The organism is Pseudomonas sp. 43NM1 (assembly GCF_002836905.1).
Taxonomy (GTDB): domain Bacteria; phylum Pseudomonadota; class Gammaproteobacteria; order Pseudomonadales; family Pseudomonadaceae; genus Aquipseudomonas; species Aquipseudomonas prosekii.
On record NZ_MKGS01000195.1, the window covers coordinates 49,569 to 69,714 of the forward strand.

General features: G+C 60.2%; 22 protein-coding genes. 17 read left to right on the plus strand and 5 right to left on the minus strand.

From position 1 onward, the window contains the following. The first annotated feature begins 39 nt into the window (after positions 1 to 39). Positions 40 to 645, plus strand: a complete 606-nt coding sequence (locus tag BI292_RS25680; protein ID WP_101209638.1) for a hypothetical protein — start codon at positions 40 to 42, stop codon at positions 643 to 645. Between the two features lie 3 nt (positions 646 to 648). Here BI292_RS25680 and BI292_RS25685 read toward each other — a convergent pair whose 3' ends face one another. Further along, positions 649 to 1,608, minus strand: a complete 960-nt coding sequence (locus BI292_RS25685) for a MerR family transcriptional regulator (RefSeq protein ID WP_101209639.1) — start codon at positions 1,606 to 1,608, stop codon at positions 649 to 651. A gap of 211 nt (positions 1,609 to 1,819) precedes the next feature. Here BI292_RS25685 and BI292_RS25690 point away from each other — a divergent pair, with 211 nt between their 5' ends. From BI292_RS25690 to BI292_RS25740, 11 genes are all read left to right on the plus strand, one after another. Continuing rightward, positions 1,820 to 2,389, plus strand: coding sequence for an antibiotic biosynthesis monooxygenase (locus BI292_RS25690; protein ID WP_101209640.1), 570 nt, complete (start codon positions 1,820 to 1,822; stop codon positions 2,387 to 2,389). Between the two features lie 195 nt (positions 2,390 to 2,584). Further along, positions 2,585 to 3,295, plus strand: a complete 711-nt coding sequence (folM, locus tag BI292_RS25695) for a dihydromonapterin reductase (protein ID WP_101209641.1) — start codon at positions 2,585 to 2,587, stop codon at positions 3,293 to 3,295. Positions 3,296 to 3,317: 22 nt separating this feature from the next. Then, positions 3,318 to 3,887 (plus strand): GTP cyclohydrolase I FolE, encoded by a 570-nt coding sequence (folE, locus tag BI292_RS25700; protein WP_101209642.1) that lies wholly within the window; start codon positions 3,318 to 3,320, stop codon positions 3,885 to 3,887. A gap of 2 nt (positions 3,888 to 3,889) precedes the next feature. After that, the gene (gene folX / locus BI292_RS25705) at positions 3,890 to 4,261 is read left to right on the plus strand and encodes a dihydroneopterin triphosphate 2'-epimerase (protein ID WP_092273163.1); all 372 of its coding nucleotides are present in this window, start codon (positions 3,890 to 3,892) and stop codon (positions 4,259 to 4,261) included. Between the two features lie 90 nt (positions 4,262 to 4,351). Continuing rightward, a complete protein-coding gene (locus BI292_RS25710) occupies positions 4,352 to 4,648 on the plus strand; it encodes a DUF1244 domain-containing protein (protein WP_092273166.1) in 297 nt (98 codons plus the stop codon). Further along, positions 4,641 to 4,979, plus strand: a complete 339-nt coding sequence (locus tag BI292_RS25715; protein WP_101209643.1) for a HopJ type III effector protein — start codon at positions 4,641 to 4,643, stop codon at positions 4,977 to 4,979. The genes BI292_RS25710 and BI292_RS25715 overlap by 8 nt, the downstream gene beginning before the upstream one ends. Positions 4,980 to 5,236: 257 nt before the next feature. After that, on the plus strand, positions 5,237 to 6,487 hold the full coding sequence (locus tag BI292_RS25720; RefSeq protein ID WP_101209644.1) for an aspartate aminotransferase family protein: 1,251 nt from the start codon (positions 5,237 to 5,239) through the stop codon (positions 6,485 to 6,487). 209 nt (positions 6,488 to 6,696) lie between these two features. Then, positions 6,697 to 7,671 carry an amino acid ABC transporter permease gene (locus BI292_RS25725; RefSeq protein WP_101209645.1) on the plus strand — a complete coding sequence of 325 codons (975 nt, stop codon included), beginning with the start codon at positions 6,697 to 6,699 and terminating at the stop codon, positions 7,669 to 7,671. A 4-nt stretch (positions 7,672 to 7,675) separates the two neighbouring features. Continuing rightward, positions 7,676 to 8,467, plus strand: a complete 792-nt coding sequence (locus tag BI292_RS25730; protein ID WP_305887398.1) for an amino acid ABC transporter ATP-binding protein — start codon at positions 7,676 to 7,678, stop codon at positions 8,465 to 8,467. 58 nt (positions 8,468 to 8,525) lie between these two features. Beyond that, positions 8,526 to 9,359 carry a transporter substrate-binding domain-containing protein gene (locus BI292_RS25735; protein WP_101209646.1) on the plus strand — a complete coding sequence of 278 codons (834 nt, stop codon included), beginning with the start codon at positions 8,526 to 8,528 and terminating at the stop codon, positions 9,357 to 9,359. A 66-nt stretch (positions 9,360 to 9,425) separates the two neighbouring features. Next, positions 9,426 to 10,709: an FAD-binding oxidoreductase gene (locus BI292_RS25740; protein WP_101209647.1), complete on the plus strand. Its 1,284-nt coding sequence runs from the start codon at positions 9,426 to 9,428 to the stop codon at positions 10,707 to 10,709. A 176-nt stretch (positions 10,710 to 10,885) separates the two neighbouring features. On the opposite strand, the gene trxB is transcribed toward BI292_RS25740, so the two are convergent. Continuing rightward, positions 10,886 to 11,848 carry a thioredoxin-disulfide reductase gene (gene trxB / locus BI292_RS25745; RefSeq protein ID WP_092273182.1) on the minus strand — a complete coding sequence of 321 codons (963 nt, stop codon included), beginning with the start codon at positions 11,846 to 11,848 and terminating at the stop codon, positions 10,886 to 10,888. Between the two features lie 316 nt (positions 11,849 to 12,164). Here trxB and cysZ point away from each other — a divergent pair, with 316 nt between their 5' ends. Further along, a complete protein-coding gene (gene cysZ / locus BI292_RS25755; protein WP_101209648.1) occupies positions 12,165 to 12,920 on the plus strand; it encodes a sulfate transporter CysZ in 756 nt (251 codons plus the stop codon). Between the two features lie 40 nt (positions 12,921 to 12,960). After that, positions 12,961 to 14,160 carry a glycosyltransferase family 1 protein gene (locus BI292_RS25760; RefSeq protein WP_101209649.1) on the plus strand — a complete coding sequence of 400 codons (1,200 nt, stop codon included), beginning with the start codon at positions 12,961 to 12,963 and terminating at the stop codon, positions 14,158 to 14,160. Positions 14,161 to 14,257: 97 nt separating this feature from the next. Here the strand turns inward: BI292_RS25760 and BI292_RS25765 are convergent, their stop codons facing one another. The 3 genes from BI292_RS25765 to BI292_RS25775 all read right to left on the minus strand — a co-directional run bounded on the left by BI292_RS25765 (position 14,258) and on the right by BI292_RS25775 (position 16,660). Beyond that, positions 14,258 to 15,361 (minus strand): NADH:flavin oxidoreductase, encoded by a 1,104-nt coding sequence (locus BI292_RS25765; RefSeq protein ID WP_101209650.1) that lies wholly within the window; start codon positions 15,359 to 15,361, stop codon positions 14,258 to 14,260. A 207-nt stretch (positions 15,362 to 15,568) separates the two neighbouring features. Continuing rightward, positions 15,569 to 16,051, minus strand: coding sequence for a glutathione peroxidase (locus BI292_RS25770; RefSeq protein ID WP_092273194.1), 483 nt, complete (start codon positions 16,049 to 16,051; stop codon positions 15,569 to 15,571). Between the two features lie 123 nt (positions 16,052 to 16,174). Next, positions 16,175 to 16,660 (minus strand): peptidylprolyl isomerase, encoded by a 486-nt coding sequence (locus tag BI292_RS25775; RefSeq protein WP_008150718.1) that lies wholly within the window; start codon positions 16,658 to 16,660, stop codon positions 16,175 to 16,177. On the opposite strand from BI292_RS25775, the gene BI292_RS25780 reads away from it, so the two are divergent. The 3 genes from BI292_RS25780 to BI292_RS25790 are packed head-to-tail and all read left to right on the plus strand — an operon-like array spanning position 16,629 to position 20,032. After that, on the plus strand, positions 16,629 to 16,967 hold the full coding sequence (locus BI292_RS25780; RefSeq protein ID WP_101209651.1) for a DUF3565 domain-containing protein: 339 nt from the start codon (positions 16,629 to 16,631) through the stop codon (positions 16,965 to 16,967). The two genes, BI292_RS25775 and BI292_RS25780, sit on opposite strands and share 32 nt — an antisense overlap. A gap of 59 nt (positions 16,968 to 17,026) precedes the next feature. Next, positions 17,027 to 19,126 carry a phosphate acetyltransferase gene (pta, locus tag BI292_RS25785; RefSeq protein WP_092273203.1) on the plus strand — a complete coding sequence of 700 codons (2,100 nt, stop codon included), beginning with the start codon at positions 17,027 to 17,029 and terminating at the stop codon, positions 19,124 to 19,126. Then, complete coding sequence (locus tag BI292_RS25790) at positions 19,127 to 20,032, plus strand: acyltransferase (protein ID WP_092273206.1); 906 nt, start codon at positions 19,127 to 19,129, stop codon at positions 20,030 to 20,032. The last annotated feature ends 114 nt before the right edge of the window (positions 20,033 to 20,146 follow it).

Below are 20,146 nucleotides of genomic sequence, written 5' to 3' on the forward strand. Positions count from 1 at the left end.
ATCACCGATGACTTTGTAACTTTTATTTACGAGCAAGCCATGCAGCGCGACGCCCTCCTGACTCAGGATGAGCTGGATTTTATCCAGACCATGCAGCACAACCCGCAACTTAACGTGCGGGATGCAACGTCGAGCCTGATCGTCAACGGTGGATCGCAGATCCGTGACCTGCTCACGCGCCTCGCCGCCCACGAGCAAGTGACCATCCAGGCCAACTTCGAAAATCAGCAAATAACCTTTCCGTTGCACCTCGTGGAAGATGAATTCCACGCATTGCATCTGCGTTTGGGCGTGCCGAGTATTTTTGAAGATGGGCCGATGGTTCGCCCTTGGCGCCTGACACTCGAAGAGCCGGTCGCGCTGGAGAATGCCAAAGGGCAGCCCGGCACGATGTTCGTGCATGAAGTGTCGTTCAAAGGGATTTTGCTGGAAGTGCGCAACAAGACCAAACCACCGAAGCATTTTGCGTTGTGGTTCAGCCCTTCAGGTTATGAGCGGATCGCGTTGCGCGGCACGTTCGAGCGCGAGACCGAACACGGCTTCTTCGCTTATCAGTTAAGCCAGAGCGACACTGATGAGACTGAACGACTGCGACAGTTCATCCTTCAGCAACATCGCCTGACCCACCCCGCCCTGCACGTCTGAACCTCAGCTATCCAATTTACCCGCCAGGAACTGCTTCAGACGCTGGCGCATCAACACCCCTTCGTTACCCAGACATCCGACGGAAGACCCGGCCAGGCTTTCCTGCGCCAGGTCGGACGCATCGCCCGCAAGCAACACCTGACAATCCAGGCTCAGCGCCAAGCGGTTCAAGCGGCGCGGCAGCTCGGGTGCCGGTGCGTGATTGGAAAACAGCACCAGCGCCAACGGCTTGATTCGCTCGCAGACCAGCGTCAGCTCATCAAATGGCTGGCCGATCGTCAGCACGCGCACGCCGGTGTCTGCGCCACTCAAGAACAGTGCGGCGATGAGCAATTCGAGCTCGCGGCAATGCCCGACCAATGCGCAGATGACCACGCGGCGCGGCGTAGTATCGCGCAGCAGCATCAGCCGCTGGTTAACGCGAGAGCGCAGGAAACCGTCGAGAAACAACCATTCGCTGGTCTGGCCAAAAGTTTCCAGGCGCTGCAACAGTCGCTTCCAGAGCGGCAGCAGAATGTCCTGGAAGACCACCGCCAGTGAATAACTGGAGAAAATCTGCCCGTAGATACGTTCCAGTTGCACGTCGTCAAAAGCGCTGACAGCCGCCTGAACTTGCTCCTGCCACTGGGCGTAGTCGGCGAGGATCAGTTCATTGGGAATAATGTGCGCGAGCACCTTGAGCGGTTCGGTCTTGGCGAGGATCTTGCTGACCTTGCTCACCGCGACGCCACGGTCGATCCACTCGACGATGTTGCGCACCGTTGCAATATCGGCCATCGAATATAGACGATGCCCGCTTTCGGTGCGCTTGGGTTGAATCAGGCCGTATCGACGCTCCCAGGCGCGGAGTGTTACAGGGTTGATACCGGTAAGGCGGGCTACCTCTCGAATCGGGAACAGCTCTTCCTGATTCAGGGCAACAACGGTGTGCGAGCTAGAGACAGTGTCATTCAGGACAGTCATCAGCGTAGCGGTCGTCCATAGACAGATTGGATCCCATTCTAGCGCCTATCCTGCAAGACCATTCAATTTGTTACAAGCGACGAACGCCGCTGGTCTATTGGCCAGATTCAGGAATAATCCTTGCTTGTTTTCAAGCGCAGCCCACTACCCCGGCGCTGCGCCTGGCGAAACTCCTACCCGGAGCGACGCACCTGTCATACGGAGATACAAAATGTCTACCTCCCCCGTCACGCTCATGGTGGCGCGCCGCGTCGCTGCCGGCCGTTATCAGGACTTGATCGCCTGGTTGCGTGAAGGCGAACAACTGGCCACCGACTTCCCCGGTTATCTCGGCTCAGGCGTGCTCGCCCCGCCGCCCGACGATGATGAATTCCAGATTATTTTCCGCTTCGCCGACGAGCAGACGCTGCATGCCTGGGAGCATTCCGTCTCGCGCACCGCGTGGCTGGAGCGTGGCAGCGACTTGTTCGCCCACCCGACGGAACATCGGGTCAGTGGCATCGAAGGCTGGTTTGGCGCTGCCGGCAACCGCCCGCCACGCTGGAAACAGGCTGTGGCGATCTGGCTGGCGTTTTTCCCGGTATCGCTGCTGTTCAATTTCGTCTTCGGGCCTCTGCTCAACGACCTGAGTTTGCTGCCTCGGGTGATGATCAGCACGTTGTGCCTGACGCCGTTGATGGTTTACCTGTTCATTCCGCTGTCGACCCGATTGCTTGCCAATTGGCTGCACAGCACGCCGACGCGGCCTATTCCAGTGACGCCGACCACCCAACACCGCTGAACCCTGCAGGAGCGAGGCTTGCCCGCGAACAACGATGACGCGGTCTGAGGGAAATACCGAGCCAGCTCAATCGCGAGCAAGCTTTGCTCCCACAGGTGTCATAGATGTTATAGGTGTCGTAGATGTTACAGGTGTCATAGGTGAACGCTGGTGGTCGCTGGTATAGTTTTGCCCTTACCGCGACGCGAGCCGTTCATGACTTCTTCCGCAGCCCCAATCCTCATCACCGGTGCCGGCCAGCGTGTCGGTTTGCACTGCGCCCGGCGTTTGCTCGACGACGGCCATCGGCTGATTTTCAGCTATCGCAGCGAACGTCCCGGCGTGCAAGCGTTGCGCGATCTCGGGGCGATCGGCGTGTTCGCCGACTTCTCCAGCGAAGCCGGGATCCTCGCATTCATCAGCGAACTCAAGACCCACACCGAGAGCTTGCGCGCGATTATCCACAACGCCTCCGAATGGCTGGCCGAAACCCCGGACACCGACGCACAGGCGTTTACCCGGATGTTCAGCGTGCACATGCTCGCGCCGTACCTGATCAACCTGCATTGCGCCGACCTGCTTGAACGCAGCAGCCCCGCCGACATCGTGCACATCAGCGACGACGTCACGCGCAAGGGCAGCAGCAATCACATCGGCTACTGCGCCAGCAAAGCCGGGCTCGACAGCCTGACCCTGTCCTTCGCCGCCAAATATGCGCCGGCGATCAAGGTCAACGGCATCGCGCCAGCCCTGCTATTGTTCAATCCCGACGACGACGCGGCGTACCGCGCCAAAGCCCTGGCCAAATCCGCATTGGGCATCGAACCCGGCAGCGAAGTGATCTACCAGAGCCTGCGCTATTTGCTCGACAACCCTTATGTCACCGGCACGACCCTGACCGTCAACGGCGGACGGCACGTCAAATAAGCCGCCCCCGCGAGGATCTTCCATGACCCTGTCCCGTAATGCCTTATCCGAGAACTATCGCGAGATTCTCATCGGCCTCGGTGAAAACCCTGACCGCGAGGGTTTGCAAGACACCCCGATGCGCGCGGCCAAGGCAATGCAATACCTGTGTCATGGCTATCAACAAAGTGTCGAAGAGATCGTCAACGGCGCGCTGTTTTCCTCCGACACCGACGAGATGATCATCGTCGCCGACATCGAGCTGTATTCGCTGTGCGAGCATCACCTGCTGCCCTTCATCGGCAAGGCGCATGTGGCTTATATGCCGACGGGTAAAGTGCTGGGTCTGTCGAAGATCGCGCGGCTGGTGGACATGTTCGCGCGGCGCCTGCAGATCCAGGAAAACCTCACCCGGCAAATCGCCGACGCGGTGCAGCAAGTGACTGGCGCCGCCGGTGTCGCCGTGGTGATCGAGGCTCGGCACATGTGCATGATGATGCGCGGCGTCGAAAAACAGAATTCGACCATGAACACCTCGGTGATGCTCGGCGCCTTCCGCGACTCGAGCAACACCCGCCAGGAGTTCCTGCAATTGATTGGACGGAGCAAGTAGCAATGCCACAACTTCAACCAGGTATGGCGCGCATCCGGGTCAAGGACCTGTGCCTGCGCACCTTTATCGGCATCAACGAGGACGAAATCCTCAACAAGCAGGATGTGCTGATCAACCTCACCATCCTCTACGCGGCGCAAGAAGCAGTGCGCGACAACGACATTGATCACGCGTTGAATTACCGCACCATCACCAAGTCGATCATCGCTCACGTGGAGGGCAATCGCTTTGCCCTGCTCGAACGCCTCACCCAGGAAATCCTTGATCTGGTGATGGTGAATGAGTCGGTGCAGTACGCCGAAGTCGAAGTCGACAAACCCCACGCGCTGCGATTTGCCGAGTCGGTGTCGATTACGCTCGCGGCGAGCCGCTAAGCTTCAAGCTTCAAGCTTCTGGCGGTAAGCTAACGGCCACCGAAATCCACCTTGCAGCTTGCCGCTCCAAGCTGTCCCGCAGAGACCCAAATGAACGATCAACAACGCCTGGAACTTGAAGCCGCAGCCTTCCGCCGACTGGTCGCGCACCTGGACAGCCGCAAAGACGTGCAGAACATCGACCTGATGAACCTTTCGGGTTTCTGCCGTAATTGCCTGTCGAAGTGGTACAAGGCCGCCGCCGACGAGCGCCAGATCGAGGTCAGCCTCGATGACGCCCGCGAAGTCGTCTACGGCATGCCGTACGCCGAGTGGAAAGCCCAATACCAGCAAGAAGCCAGCGCCGACCAACAAGCGGCGTTTGCCAAAGGAAAACCAAATGAGTGATTTGACCACCCTGCGCGCCAGCCTCAACAGCGGCGAACACGCTTTCGCCGACACCCTCGCATTCATCGCCGAACATTACGATTATCAGCCGCAAGCCTTCAGTAACGGCGAAGTGCAAAACGCTGCCGGGCAGAACGAGGGTTCATGCAAGACCCTGGGCCTGGCGCTGCTGGAGGGCCTGAGCGATGCAGAAGCGCTGCTGGCGTTCGGCGAACACTATCGCTCGGTAGCCGCGACGCCTGAAGGCACCGACCACGGCAACATCCGCGCGTTGATCGCGCATGGCCTGGCCGGCGTCAAATTCAGCGCCCAACCCCTGACCCGCCGCTAAACGCGTTTCCTGTGGGAGCAAAGCTTGCTCGCGATGGCGACCTCATGACCGCCATCGCCCTGTAGGAGCGAGGCTTGCCCGCGAAGGCAATTTCCCCAACGCCATCGCAGCAAACCATCGCCCCACAGGCCGCCACAACACATCCCGACTTTTAAGATTGACCCGGCGACTTTATTTCGTTTGCCGCCCCCCTCTGCTCACGGCTTAGATAAAAAGAAGCAACCCTTCTTCTGAGGCGACTTAATGAGCAGGTATCCATGAGCAGCGAAAGCATCAGCCAGTCGATCAATGTCGTTCACCCGATCACGCTCAGCCACGGCAAAAACGCCGAAGTCTGGGACACCGAGGGCAAACGCTACATCGATTTTGTCGGCGGTATCGGCGTGCTCAACCTCGGCCACTGCCACCCGCGCATCGTCGAAGCCATTCGCGAACAAGCCAGCCGCCTGACCCACTACGCGTTCAACGCCGCGCAGCATTCGCCCTACATCGACCTGATGCAGCGCCTGACAGCGTTCATTCCGGTGGATTACCCGGTCAGCGGCATGCTCACCAACAGTGGCGCGGAAGCGGCGGAAAACGCCCTGAAAATTGTTCGTGGCGCCACTGGCCGCAGCGCCGTGATCGCCTTCGACGGCGCGTTTCATGGCCGCACGCTGGCCACACTCAACCTCAATGGCAAAGTCGCGCCGTACAAACAGAAGGTCGGTGCGTTGCCGGGGCCGGTGTACCACTTGCCCTTTCCGAGCAAGGACAACGGCGTGACCTGCGCCGAAGCATTGAAGGCGCTGGATCGGTTGTTCAGCGTCGAAATCGACGTCAATGATGTCGCCTGTTTTATCGTCGAACCGGTGCAGGGCGAAGCGGGCTTCCTGGCGCTGGACGTCGAATTCGCCCAAGCCTTGCGCCGCTTTTGCGATGAGAAAAACATCCTGCTGATCGCCGATGAAATCCAGTCAGGTTTCGGCCGCACTGGCGAACGTTTTGCCTTTTCGCGATTGGGCATCGAGCCGGACTTGATCCTGCTGGCCAAAAGCATCGCCGGCGGCATGCCACTCGGCGCGGTGGTCGGGCGCAAAGCGCTGCTCGACACCTTGCCCAAGGGCGGCCTCGGCGGCACCTATTCGGGCAATCCAATCGCCTGCGCCGCCGCCCTGGCGACGCTCGACGAAATGACTGACGCGAACCTGCAGGCGTGGGGCGCGCAACAGGAAGAGGCCATCGTCAGCCGCTACCAGGCGTGGCGCCGCGACAAGATTTCGCCGTACCTCCGCCGCCTGACCGGCGTCGGCGCCATGCGCGGCATCGAGCTGGCGCACGCCGACGGCACACCCGCAGCGGCGCAATTGAGCCAATTGCTGGCGCTCGCCCGCGACGCCGGTTTGCTGCTGATGCCGAGCGGCAAGTTCCGGCACATCATCCGTTTGCTCGCGCCACTGACCACCGAGGCGGCGGTGCTGGAGGAAGGGCTGGATATTTTTGCCGCGTGCCTGGCCCGGCTCGACTGAACCGCAAACTGCGATCCGGGACTGACATAGCGAATTATGTTCGCTTGTGGTCGCGGATTTAGCGTCGCAATACTGCCCAATACGCAACTTGCAGGAGCCAGACTTGCCGGCGAAGGCGTTTCGTAAACCGTCTTCGCCGGCAAGCCTGGCTCCTACAAATAACCTCTTTTATCTAGCGAGAAGATCACCACCTACAAGCCGAGGCGTTCATGTATCACGACAATATAATTTATAAGAAAAAGTCCAATGATCCTCAATTCCTGCTTGGCGTCGCCGTGGTGTTGTTTCTCGGCGCCTACCTGATGAACCTCGGCAACAGCGCCCTCAGCCACTTTCTGCAACCGCTGCTGGGCGATACCGCCGACAGTCTGACCGCCCGCAACATCGCCATCGGCCTGCTGATCGCGGTGCTCGGCACGCTGAATTTCCACGTCCTCGGCCGCCTCAAATTCAAAGTGCAAACCACCGTGGTGTGGATGGAATTGCTGATTCTGTTTCTGGCGTTCTTCGACACCTTCAACCTGTCCTACAGCTTCATCCTCGACAAAGTCGGTTTCCTCATCGTCCAGGGCGCAGCGACCACGCTGTACATTTCCGCCGTGGCGATCGTGATCGCCTTCGTGCTGGCGCTGATCGGCGCCGTCGCCAAGTTGTCGAACAACGGCCTGGCAAACGCCCTCGCCTCGTTCTACACCTCGTTCTTTCGCGGCGTGCCGCTGCTGATCCAGATTTACCTGATCTACCTCGGCCTGCCGCAACTCGGTTACGTGGTCGACGCCGTGCCGGCGGGCATCCTCGCGTTGTCGCTGTGCTACGGCGCGTACATGACCGAGATCTTTCGCGCCGGCATCCAGAGCATTCCGGTCGGCCAGTGGGAAGCCTCGCGGGCCTTGGGCATCAGCCCGTTCAAGACCTTGAGTCGAGTGATCATGCCGCAAGCCTTGCGGGTGATTATTCCGCCGACCGGCAACCAATTCATCGCCATGCTCAAAGACAGTTCGCTGGTGTCGGTGATCGGCGTCTGGGAACTGATGTACCTGGCCAAGACCCAGGGCCGCGCAGACTTCCGTCACCTCGAAATGCTGATTACCGCCGCGATGATCTACTGGGCGCTGTCGTTCATCCTCGAACGGGTGCAGGCGCGCATCGAAAAACGGGTCAACCGATCCACTGTGCGAGGCTGATCCGATGACGCTGACTACAACCGCCCAACGCCTCGACCCGATCGCTGCCCAACAGCCTGCGCCGACGATGATTTCGATCAGCGGCCTGAACAAGTGGTACGGCAATTTTCACGCATTGCGCGACGTCGATCTGAGCGTCGCCGCCGGTGAAATCCTAGTGGTTTGCGGGCCTTCGGGCTCAGGCAAATCGACGATGATTCGCTGCATCAATCACCTCGAAAACTTTCAGAAAGGCCAAATCCAGGTTAACGGCATCACCCTCACCAGCGAGGCCGAAAGTGTCAGCGCGGTGCGCCGCGAGATCGGCATGGTGTTCCAGAGTTTCAACCTGTTCCCGCACCTGAGCGTGATGGACAACCTGACCCTGGCGCCGCAACTGGTGCAGGGCGTGTCGAGTGTCGAGGCGAAAAAACGCGCGCAGGTGTACCTCGAACGTGTGCGCATTGCCGAGCACGCGCACAAATATCCGTCGCAACTGTCCGGCGGTCAGCAGCAGCGCGTGGCGATTGCCCGGGCGCTGTGCATGAACCCGAAAGTGATGCTGTTCGACGAACCGACCTCGGCGCTCGACCCGGAAATGGTCCACGAAGTGCTGGACGTGATGGGCGAACTGGCCACCGACGGCATGACCATGATCTGTGTGACCCACGAGATGGGCTTCGCCAGCAAAGTCGCCGACCGCGTGCTGTTCATGGACCAGGGCCAGGTCATCGAACAAGCCACCCCGGCCGAATTTTTCAACAACCCGCAGACCGAGCGCGCGCAGAAATTCCTCTCGCAAATCATCGGTCACTGAGAACGCTTTTCCCGCATAGCTTTACCCCGCAAAACAATAACGAAAAGTGGAGATAGACATGCTCAGCAAAAAATCCGCAATCACCCTCGCCGCCACCCTGTCGCTGTTGTTCGTCGGTGCCGCGAATGCCGGGGCAGTGCTGGACAAGATCCAGAGCAGCAAAACCCTGACCGTCGCCACCTCGGCGACCTGGCCGCCGCAGGGTTTCATCAACGACAAAAATGAAATCGACGGTTTTGATATCGACGTGTCCAAGGAAATCGCCAAGCGCCTCGGCGTCGAGGTCAAGTTCATCACGCCGGATTGGGATGTGATCACCGCCGGCAAGTGGAACGGTCGCTGGGACGTGTCCGTGGGTTCGATGACCGCGACCAAAAGTCGTGCGCGAATCCTCGATTTCCCCGGCACTTATTACTACGTGCCCTACGTGTTTGCCGTACACGACAAATCGAAAGTCACCGACCACAAAGCGCTGAATGGCAAAACCATCGGCGTCGAAGGCGGGACCACGTCCGAGGACTATTTCAGTCAGGCACTGGCGATTGAAACCAGTGACGTGCCGCCCGTGGTCTACGACGTGAAAACCGAAAAAATGAAAACCTACGCCGGTTCCGTCGGCCCGCTCGACGACCTGCGCCTGGGCGACGGCACGCGCCTCGACGCGATCCTCACGCAACGCAGCACGCTGGATGCGGCGGTGAAAAAAGGCTATCCACTGCGCGCCGTCGACAACAACGTGGCGTTCTACGAACCGCTGGCCGTGGCCACCGACAAGGGTGACCCGGAACTGAAAGCCAAACTCAGCGAGATCATCGGCGAAATGCACAAGGACGGCACGCTAACCAAGCTGTCGGACAAGTGGTACGGCGTCGACTACTCGACCATCAAATAACCCCGCGCCGACACCCTGGGGGAGCGAGCAAGCTCGCTCCCACAACAGCGATCTCAAGGATTGAACATGTCCTTCCCGACGACCTGGTATTCCCAAACCTCGCTGCCTCGCGCGGCCAGGTCCGCATTGCACAGTGACGAAAGCTGCGACGTCTGCATCATCGGCGCCGGTATCGCCGGCCTGACCGCCGCACTGGAACTGACCCGTCGCGGCAAACGCGTGATTCTTCTCGAAGCGCAGCAAGTGGCGTGGGGCGCGTCCGGGCGCAATGGCGGAGTGGTCTCGCCGGGCTGGGCCGAAGGCTCGGGCGCGATCCGCAAGAAACTCGGTCTGGAGCAGGCTCGTGCGCTGTTCCAGATGTCGGTCGAAGGCGTCGAGATTGTTCGAAGCAACATCGCCGAGTTGGCGCTGAGCGGTTGCGCGCCGTCCGCCGGGACGATTCGCGTCAAGCGTTACGACGATGGCGCCGAAGTGAAAAACCACATCGAAACCATGCGCCGCGATTTCGGTTATGAATTGAATTACCTCGACACCGCGCAGGTTCGCCAACGGGCGCACACGCAGCGTTACTTTCAAGGCGTCGAAGACCCGAACGCGCTGCACTTTCATCCGCTGAATTATTGTTTGGGTCTGGCGCTGGCTATTGAAACGGCGGGCGGGCGGATTTTCGAACAGTCGAAGATGCTGTCCTGGGAGCACCAGGGCGCCGACAAAATCGTCAGGACCGCTCACGGCACGGTGTGTTGCCGCGATCTGGTGTTCTGCGCTGGCGGCTACGGTGGCGCGGAATTGCAGAAACTCAGCCGCGCCTATTTGCCGATCGCCACTTACGTGGTGCTGACCGAACACTTGGGCGACGCGATCAAAAACGTCCTCGACTCCGGCGCGGCGTTCTCCGACGACCGCCGCGCGTCCGACTATTACCGCGTGGTCGAGGGCGATCGTCTGCTCTGGGGCGGGCGCATCACCACCCGCAACGAACAAAACGAAAAAGCCCTGGCAACGATGCTGAAAGCCGACATGGTCTCGGTTTATCCACAACTGGCGTCGGTGAAAATCGAGTTGGCGTGGTCGGGGTTGATGGGGTACTCGACCAACAAAATGCCGAATCTTGGCGTGCTGGATCCGGGGGTTTGGGCGTGTACGTCGTTTGGTGGCCACGGCTTGAACAGCGGGTCGATCTGCGGTCGGGTAATTGCTGAAGCGGTGTGCGGCGAGAGTGCGCGGTATCAGCTGTTCAAACCGTATCTGCTGGATTGGAACGGTGGGCCGTTCGGCAAGATCGCGGCGAATGCGATCTATCAATCGCTGAAGGTCATGGACTTCGTCCAGGAGCGGTTGCGCGGATAAACGAATGATTCTTTGTAGGAGCGAGGCTTGCCCGCGAAGGCGTCATATCATTCAACATTGATCTCGACTGACCTGACGCCTTCGCGGGCAAGCCTCGCTCCTACAGAGGGTGTGGGTAACTTATTTTTGTGGGCACAAAAAAACCGGCCGGAGCCGGTTTTTTTATTTCAGCGCGATCAGAACGCGACGTTCTGCAGGTCGTCGAGGTAGCGCTCGGCGTCGAGCGCGGCCATGCAACCGGCGCCGGCCGAGGTGATGGCTTGGCGGTAAACGTGGTCGGCCACGTCACCGGCGGCGAAGATGCCTTCGATGCTGGTCGCGGTGGCGTTGCCTTCACGGCCGCCGTGGATTACCAGGTAGCCGTCTTTCAACGTCAGTTGGCCTTCGAACAGCGAAGTGTTCGGGGTGTGGCCGATGGCGATGAACACGCCGTCCACGGTCAGTTCGTCGAAACTGCCGTCGTTGTTCTTCAGACGCGCACCGGTCACGCCCATGTTGTCGCCGAGAACTTCGTCCAGCGTCGAGTTCAACTTGAGGATGATCTTGCCTTCGGCAACGCGCGCATTCAGCTTGTCGATCAAAATCTTCTCGGCGCGGAAGGTTTCGCGACGGTGGATCAAGGTCACCGTGCTGGCGATGTTGGCCAGGTACAGCGCTTCTTCAACCGCAGTGTTACCACCACCGACCACCGCCACAGGCTTGTTGCGATAGAAGAAACCGTCGCAGGTCGCGCAGGCCGAAACGCCTTTGCCCATGAACGCTTCTTCCGAAGGCAGGCCCAGGTAACGAGCGCTGGCGCCGGTGGCGATGATCAGCGCGTCGCAGGTGTAAGTGCCGCTGTCGCCGGTCAGGGAGTAAGGTTTGGAAGCGAAGTCGACGGCGTTGATGTGATCGAAAACGATCTCGGTTTCAAAACGCTCGGCGTGCTCTTTCATCCGCTCCATCAGCGCCGGGCCGGTCAGGCCGTGGACGTCGCCCGGCCAGTTGTCGACTTCGGTGGTGGTGGTCAGTTGACCGCCAGCCTGCATGCCGGTGATCAGCAGAGGCTTGAGGTTGGCGCGGGCGGCATAGACCGCAGCGCTGTAACCGGCAGGGCCGGAACCGAGAATAATCACTCGCGAATGACGGACTTCAGACATGACCTGCTCCTGTTAACCGGGCCGAAACATCTGGCGCGGAACGCCGGGTTGGCCGGCGGCAATAAAAAAGGACTGTTGAAAGCACTTGGGGAAGGCTTGAGCTCGACAGTCCTGTAAAAAGAATGGGTGCAGCGTATCGAGGGGGCGAAGATTAAGGAAATACGGTTTAACAATCCAGCTCATAGGCGGTCTCTATCCCGATGCGGTGATTTTATAGACGCCTTTGTTACAGTGAATGTCGATGTTACAACCGCGCTTTCGCCTGTGAGGCAAAGTCGGTAAGGTCGGCGCGTTTACCCTTTGCTCGGAGCACGCTATGCCCGCCCCTGTTCTGTCCGGCCCGCAATACCTGCGCGAAGGCCTCAAACTGGTCCTCAGCCCGGGCCTGCGTTTGTTCGTGTTGTTGCCGCTGGCAATCAATCTGGTGCTGTTCGTCGGATTGATTTACCTGGCCGGCCATCAATTCAGTATTTGGGTCGACACGCTGATGCCGTCCCTGCCCGACTGGCTGAGTTTCATCAGTTACGTCCTGTGGCCAATCTTTGTGGTGCTGGTGGTGTTGATGGTGTTTTTCACTTTCACCATGCTCGCCAACGTCATCGCCGCGCCGTTCAACGGCTTCCTCGCGGAGAAAGTCGAAGTGGTGGTGCGCGGCACCGACGACTTCCCGGCCTTCAGTTGGGGCGAGTTGATCGAAATGATCCCGCGCACCCTCGCCCGGGAAATGCGCAAACTCGGCTACTTCCTGCCACGCGCGCTCGGGCTGTTCATCCTCTCGTTCATTCCGGTGGTCAACATCATCGCGGCGCCGTTGTGGCTGCTGTTCGGCGTGTGGATGATGGCGATCCAGTACATCGACTACCCGGCGGACAACCACAAACTGGGCTGGAACGAGATGCTCGCGTGGCTGCGGCAGAAGCGTTGGCAGAGCATGAGTTTCGGCGGCAGCGTGTACCTGGTGTTGCTGATTCCGGTGGTCAACATCCTGATGATGCCGGCGGCGGTGGCCGGGGCGACGCTGTTCTGGGTGCGTGAACGCGGCGCGGAAAACCTGGTCGTGCAGCAGCGCTGAGCCGGTCACAAATCCATCACGCAATCGCCACAATGACGACATGGCCTCAGCCGACACTGAGGTCATGACGACAATTCTGCATATCACCCTGATCACCGAAACCTTCCCTCCCGAAATCAACGGCGTGGCCAATACCCTTGGCCGCTTGTGCGACGGTTTGCGCGCGCGCGGGCATCGGGTCGAACTGGTGCGACCGCGGCAAAGCGCTGATCGCCAATCGTCCAGCGACGACGCGCTGATGCTCTGTCGCGGCTGGCCGCTGCCGGGTTATCCGGGGTTGCAATGGGGTCAGTCGTCGATGCACAAATTGTTGCGGCGCTGGAAGCGCCAGCGCCCGGACGTGCTGTACATCGCCACGGAGGGGCCGCTGGGGTTGTCGGCGTTGCGCGCGGCGCGGCGCCTGGGGATTGCGGTGGTCAGCGGCTTTCACACCAATTTCCAGCAGTACACCCGCCAATACGGGCTCGGTCTGCTGACCCGATTGCTCACGCATTACCTGCGCTGGTTTCATAATCGTTCGACGCTGACGCTGGTCCCGAGTGTCAGCCAGCGCCTGGAACTCGAACGTCGCCAATTCGAGCGGCTGGCGTTGCTGTCGCGCGGGGTCGATAGTCAACTGTTTCACCCGGCCAAACGCCTCGATGCGCTGCGTGAACAGTGGGGGTTGGCGGAGCGGGATGTCGCGGTGATCCATGTCGGGCGGTTGGCGCCGGAGAAGAATCTCGGGCTGCTCAAGCGCAGTTTCGAGGCGTTGAAAGCCACTTATCCACAGCGCAATCTCAAGCTGATTATTGTCGGCGACGGCCCGCAGCGGCTGGCACTGGAGAAGGAATTGCCCGAGGCGATTTTCTGCGGTGCGCAGCGCGGCGAGGCGCTGGCCAGTCACTTCGCGTCGGCGGATGTGTTTCTGTTTCCGAGCCTGACTGAGACTTTCGGCAATGTCGTGCTGGAGGCGCTGGCCTCGGGGCTCGGCGTGGTGGCTTACGATATGGCGGCGGCGGGTCAGCATATCCGCCACGGCTACAACGGCGTGCTGGCGATGCCGGGCGATGAACAGGCGTTTTGCGAAGCGGCGTGTTGGTTGCTGGAGCATCGGGAAACGCTGCGCTGCGTGCGCCTGAATGCGCGCCAGCATGCGAGCCGGCAGGGTTGGGCGGCGATTATCGAGGAGTTTGAAAGGCAGTTGCGTGGGGCTTGTGCGCAGGAACAGACATTGCCAGATGTTGCATTGCTGCCTTAGAAGCTTCGCGGGCAAGCCTCGCTCCTACAGGTTTTGCGCTGTACACAAATCCTGTAGGAGCGAGGCTTGCCCGCGAAGAGGCCTTACCTGCTGGCGCTTAAACCAGCGTCATCAAAGCCTCACGGCTGAACGGCAAAATATCTTCCTCGCGGCCATCGCGCACTTTCTGCGCCCAGTCCGGATCGACCAGCAGCGCACGCCCAACCGCCACCAGGTCAAACTCTTCCTTGTTCAAGCGCTCCAGCAGGTTTTCCAGGCTGGCCGGTTGCGCGACTTTGTCGGTGTTGACCATGAACTGCAAAAACTCGCCATCCAGGCCGACGCTGCCGACGGTGATGGTCGGTTTGCCCGTGAGCTTGCGCGTCCAGCCCGCCAGGTTGAGGTCGGAGCCGTCGAACTCAGGCTCCCAGAACCGCCGCGTCGAGCAGTGGAAAATGTCCACGCCAGCGTCGGATAACGGCTTGAGGAATTCGCCGAGCGCTTCCGGGGTTTGCACCAGACGTGCGGTGTAATCCTGCTGCTTCCATTGCGAGAAACGGAAGATGATCGGGAAACCCTCGCCGACCGCCGCGCGCACGGCCTGGATCAATTCGATGGCGAAACGCGAACGGTTGGCCAGGCTGCCGCCGTATTCGTCGATGCGCTGGTTGCTGCCTTCCCAGAAGAACTGGTCGACCAGGTAACCGTGGGCGCCGTGGATTTCCACGCCGTCCATGCCGATGCTTTGCGCATCTTTGGCCGACTGGGCGAACGCGGCGATCACTTCCTGAATGTCTTGATGAGTCATGCCGTGAACCACGACCTGACCGTCCTTGAGTTTTTCCGTCGGGCCGTAACCCGGCACGGAGGCGTCCGGCTCGGTGCCGATGCGGCGCACGCTGCCGACGTGCCAGAGCTGCGGAACGATCTTGCCACCCTCGGCGTGCACCGCATCGACCACTTTCTTCCAGCCGGCCAGCGCAGCTTCGCCATAGAAATGCGGCACGTTCGGGTAACCGTTGGAGGCCTGGTGGCCGACCGTGGTGCCTTCGGTAATGATCAGGCCGACGCCTGCGGCGGCGCGGCGGCGGTAGTATTCGATGACTTTGGAATTGGGCACGCCGCCCGGGGAAAAGGAGCGGGTCATCGGCGCCATGACGACGCGGGTCGGCAGTTCGAGAGTGCCGAGGTGGAACGGTTTGAACAGGGCTTTGACAGGCATGGGACGCTCCACGGAGATAGACTTTATGACGGCGATAATATGGAGAGCCGCAAGGATTGAACAGCACTATTGATTGCGGTGATTAAGGTCTAAAGACAGGAAACATTGTGGGAGCAAGGCTTGCCCGCGATGGCGTCGTGCCAGTCGACATCGTCATTAACTGACAGGACGCTTTCGCGGGCAAGCCTCGCTCCTACAGGGAATGGGTTAGCCCAGGGCTTTTTCGATAGCGTGGACAATTGTCGGATCGTCCGGCGGCGTCCGCGGTGAGAAGCGCGCCAGGACACGGCCGTCCTTGCCGAGGAGGAATTTCTCGAAGTTCCAGGTAATGTCCCCGGGAAACTCCGCGCCCTCGCCCGCCAGCAGACGGTACAACTGGTGACGCTCGTGACCGTTGACTTCCAGCTTGCCGGACAACGGAAACGTCACGCCATAGTTGAGGCTGCAGAACTCCTGGATCTCTTGCTCGCTGCCCGGTTCCTGTCCGGCAAACTGGTTGCACGGCAGGCCCAGCACGCTGAACCCACGGTCCTTGAACTGCTGATGGAGCTGTTCAAGTGCCTTGTACTGTGGAGTCAAACCACATTTGGAAGCGACGTTGACTACCAGCACGACTTGCCCCTTGAAAGGCAAAAGGGGTAGCTCCTGACCATCCAGGGCTGTCAGTGTAAGGTCGTGGAAAGCACTCATGACGAACTCCAAATTCCCGTGTTCTTCTTCAAACAGCTACCTGGCGGCGTCGCCCGGGATAGCTGCGGACTGAAAAAGGCGCCCTCGGGCGCCTCTCCAGTTCTCGAAAGCTTAGCGCAGAAATCAGTGGTGATGGCCGCCTTCGCCATGCACGTGACCATGGGCGATTTCTTCCTGGCTGGCATCACGGATGTCGATGATCTTGACCTGGAAATTCAGGCGCTGACCGGCCAACGGGTGGTTGCCGTCGACGGTAACATCGTCGCCGTCCAGATCACGGATGGTCACAATTTGCATCTGGCCATCTGGCGCGGAAGCGTGGAACTGCATGCCCACTTCCAGTTCATCAACGCCTTCGAACATGCTGCGGCTCAAGGTGCTGACCAGTTCGGCGGCGTATTCGCCGTAGGCATCTTCAGGTTCTACGGCAACGGTCAGTTCGTCACCGACGGTTTTGCCTTCCAGAGCTTTTTCCAGGCCCGGGATGATGTTACCTGCGCCTTGCAGGTAGACCAGCGGCGCGCCGCCGGCGGAGCTGTCGATGACCTCACCAGCGTCGTTGGTCAGGGTATAGTCGATGGAGACAGCCTTATTGGCGGCGATCAGCATGGGGCGAGACCTTTTGCAGAAGAATATAGAAAGACCGAGTTTAGCGAAGCAATCGCCCGAAAGCGAACACAACCCGGACGGACGGATTGCCGCCAAACCCGTAACGGTCACCGGTTTCCATCAGGACGAGGACGGTCATTGGGTGGTCGAGCTTTCCTGCGGCCACACCCAACACCTGCGCCATCAGCCGCCATGGCAATCGCGCGCCTGGGTCACGGACCCCGCGCAACGCCTGGAAAAAATAGCTCAGCCCTTTGCGTGCGGTTGGTGCGCACAGGGCATGGTTAGCGATAACCTTGGCGACTGAATCTCGGCAGGTCGTCAGCCATAGATGATCGCCATTGCTTGCTCCCTCAGAGAATTCGCATGCAAACTTTTTTTATCGCGCCCACCGATTTTGGTGTGGGTCTGACCTCGATCAGCCTTGGGCTGGTGCGCACCCTTGAGCGGGCCGGGCTTAAAGTCGGCTTTTTCAAACCGATTGCCCAGCCGCATCCGGGCGATACCGGCCCCGAGCGTTCGACCGAACTGGTGGCGCGCACCCACGGTTTGAAACCGCCGCAGCCACTCGGTCTGGCGCATGTCGAGCGCATGCTTGGCGACGGCCAGCTGGATGAACTGCTCGAAGAAATCATCACGCTTTATCAGCAAGCCGCGATCGGCAAAGACGTGCTGGTCGTCGAAGGCATGGTGCCGACCCGCAGCGCCAGTTACGCCGCGCGGGTCAACCTGCACTTGGCCAAGAGCCTGGACGCCGACGTGATTCTGGTCTCGGCGCCGGAAAGCGAAGCGCTGACCGAACTCTCGGGACGCGTGGAATTGCAGGCGCAATTGTTCGGTGGGCCGAAGGACCCGAAAGTCCTCGGGGTGATCCTCAACAAGGTCAAAACCGACGAAAGCATGGACGCCTTCGCCTCGCGCCTCAAAGAGCACTCGCCGTTGCTGCGCAGTGGCGATTTCAAGCTGCTCGGCTGCATTCCTTTCCAACCCGAACTCAACGCCCCGCGCACCCGCGACGTCGCCGATTTGATGGGCGCACAGATCCTCAATGCCGGCGACTACGAAACCCGCCGCATGAGTAAAATCATCATTTGCGCGCGGACCATGCGCAACACCGTCGAGCTGCTCAAGCCCGGCGTGTTGGTGGTGACGCCCGGCGACCGTGACGACATCATCCTCGCCGTCAGCCTCGCCGCCATGAACGGCGTGCCGCTGGCCGGGCTGTTGCTGACCAGCGACACCCTGCCCGACCCGCGGATCATGGACCTGTGCCGTGGCGCGTTGCAGGCGGGCCTGCCGGTGTTGTCGGTGAGCACCGGCTCTTACGACACCGCCAACCAGTTGAACGGCCTGAACAAGGAAATCCCGATCGACGACCGCGAGCGTGCGGAGATCATCACTGATTTCGTCGCCAGCCATCTCGATGCCAAATGGCTGCACCAACGCTGCGGCACGCCACGGGAAATGCGCCTGTCGCCGGCGGTGTTCCGTTATCAATTGATCCAGCGCGCGCAAGCCGCGAACAAGCGCATTGTGTTGCCCGAGGGCAGCGAGCCGCTGACCGTGCAAGCGGCGGCGATCTGTCAGGCGCGCGGCATCGCCCGTTGCGTGTTGCTGGCGAAACCGGCGGACGTCGAAGCCGTCGCCCGCGCCCAGGGCATCGAGTTGCCGCCGGGCCTGGAGATTCTTGATCCGGACCTGATTCGCGGCAATTACATCGAACCGATGGTCGCGCTGCGCAAAAGCAAAAGCCTCAACGCGCCGATGGCCGAGCAGCAACTGGAAGACACCGTGGTGATCGGCACGATGATGCTGGCGCTGGATGAAGTTGATGGCCTGGTCTCCGGGGTCATTCACTCCACCGCCAACACCATCCGCCCGGCCCTGCAACTGATCAAGACTGCGCCGGGCTGCACGCTGGTGTCGTCGGTGTTTTTCATGCTGTTCCCGGAAGAAGTGCTGGTCTACGGCGACTGCGTGATGAACCCGCACCCGAGCGCCAGCGAACTGGCGGAAATCGCCCTGCAAAGCGCCGACTCGGCAGCCGCGTTCGGCATCACCCCGCGCGTGGCGATGATCAGCTATTCCAGCGGTGAGTCGGCCAGCGGTGAAGAAGTCGAAAAAGTCCGCGAAGCGACCTTGCTTGCCCACGAACAACAGCATTCGCTGCTGATCGACGGCCCGTTGCAGTACGATGCCGCCGCCAACGAAAACGTCGCCCGGCAACTGGCGCCGAACAGTCAGGTGGCCGGTCGCGCCACGGTGTTTGTGTTCCCCGACCTGAACACCGGCAACACCACGCACAAAGCCGTGCAGCGCAGCGCCGATTGCGTCAGCCTCGGGCCGATGCTGCAAGGCCTGCGCAAACCGGTGAACGACCTGCCGCGCGGCGCGCAAGTCGATGACATCGTCTACACCATCGCGTTGACCGCGATCCAAGCTGCCAACCGACCTATGGATCTTTAAATGCTGCAATTCCTACCTGCACCCGTGCGCGGCGTGATCGCCTCGCTGCTGTTGGCCCTGAACACGATTCTGTTGTGCTCGGCGCTGTTCATCGTCGCGCTGTTCAAAGTGCTGCCGTTCGCCCTCACGCAGCGTTTCACGCTGTGGTTGATGAGCCACATCCATGAAGCCTGGATCAGCAACAACAAGGCCTGGATGAACCTGGTGCGGCGCACCCGCTGGCACCTCAGCGGCCTCGAAGGGCTGGACTATAAACACTCCTACCTGATCACCAGCAACCACCAGAGCTGGGTCGACATCATGGTCCTGCAATACGTGCTCAACCGGCGGATCCAGCCGTTGAAGTTCTTTCTCAAGCAAGAGCTGATCTGGGTGCCGGTGATTGGGCTGGCGTGGTGGGCGCTGGGTTTTCCGTTCATGAAGCGCTACTCCAAGGCTTACCTGGAAAAACACCCGGAGAAGAAAGGCAAAGACCTCGAAACCACGCGCAAGACCTGCGCGAAATTTCGCAATAACCCGGTGGGGATTTTCAACTTTGTCGAAGGCACGCGGTTTACCGAAGGCAAACATGCGCAGCAGCAATCACCGTTTCGCTATCTGCTGAAACCCAAGGCGGGCGGCATTGCGTTTGTGCTGGATGCGATGGGCGAGCAGTTGGAATCGATTGTCAATGTGACGATCCACTATCCGGGCGGACGTCCGGGGTACTGGGATTTGCTCTGCGGCAATGTCGCGGACGTGGTGGTGCACTTTCAGGAACTGAAGATTCCGCCGCAGTTCATCGGCAAAAATTACGACCAGGATGGCGAGTACCGCTTGCAGTTCCAGGGCTGGATCAACCAACTGTGGCAGGACAAGGATGCGCTGCTGGAGCAGATGCATCGCGAGTTCCCAGACAACCGCTGAACCCCGTAGGAGTGGGCCTGCTCGCGATAGCGATCGCGCATCAGAATTTATAGCGTCTGATCCACCGCTATCGCGAGCAAGCTCGCTCCCACAGGTCCGGTGTTCGCCACAGAT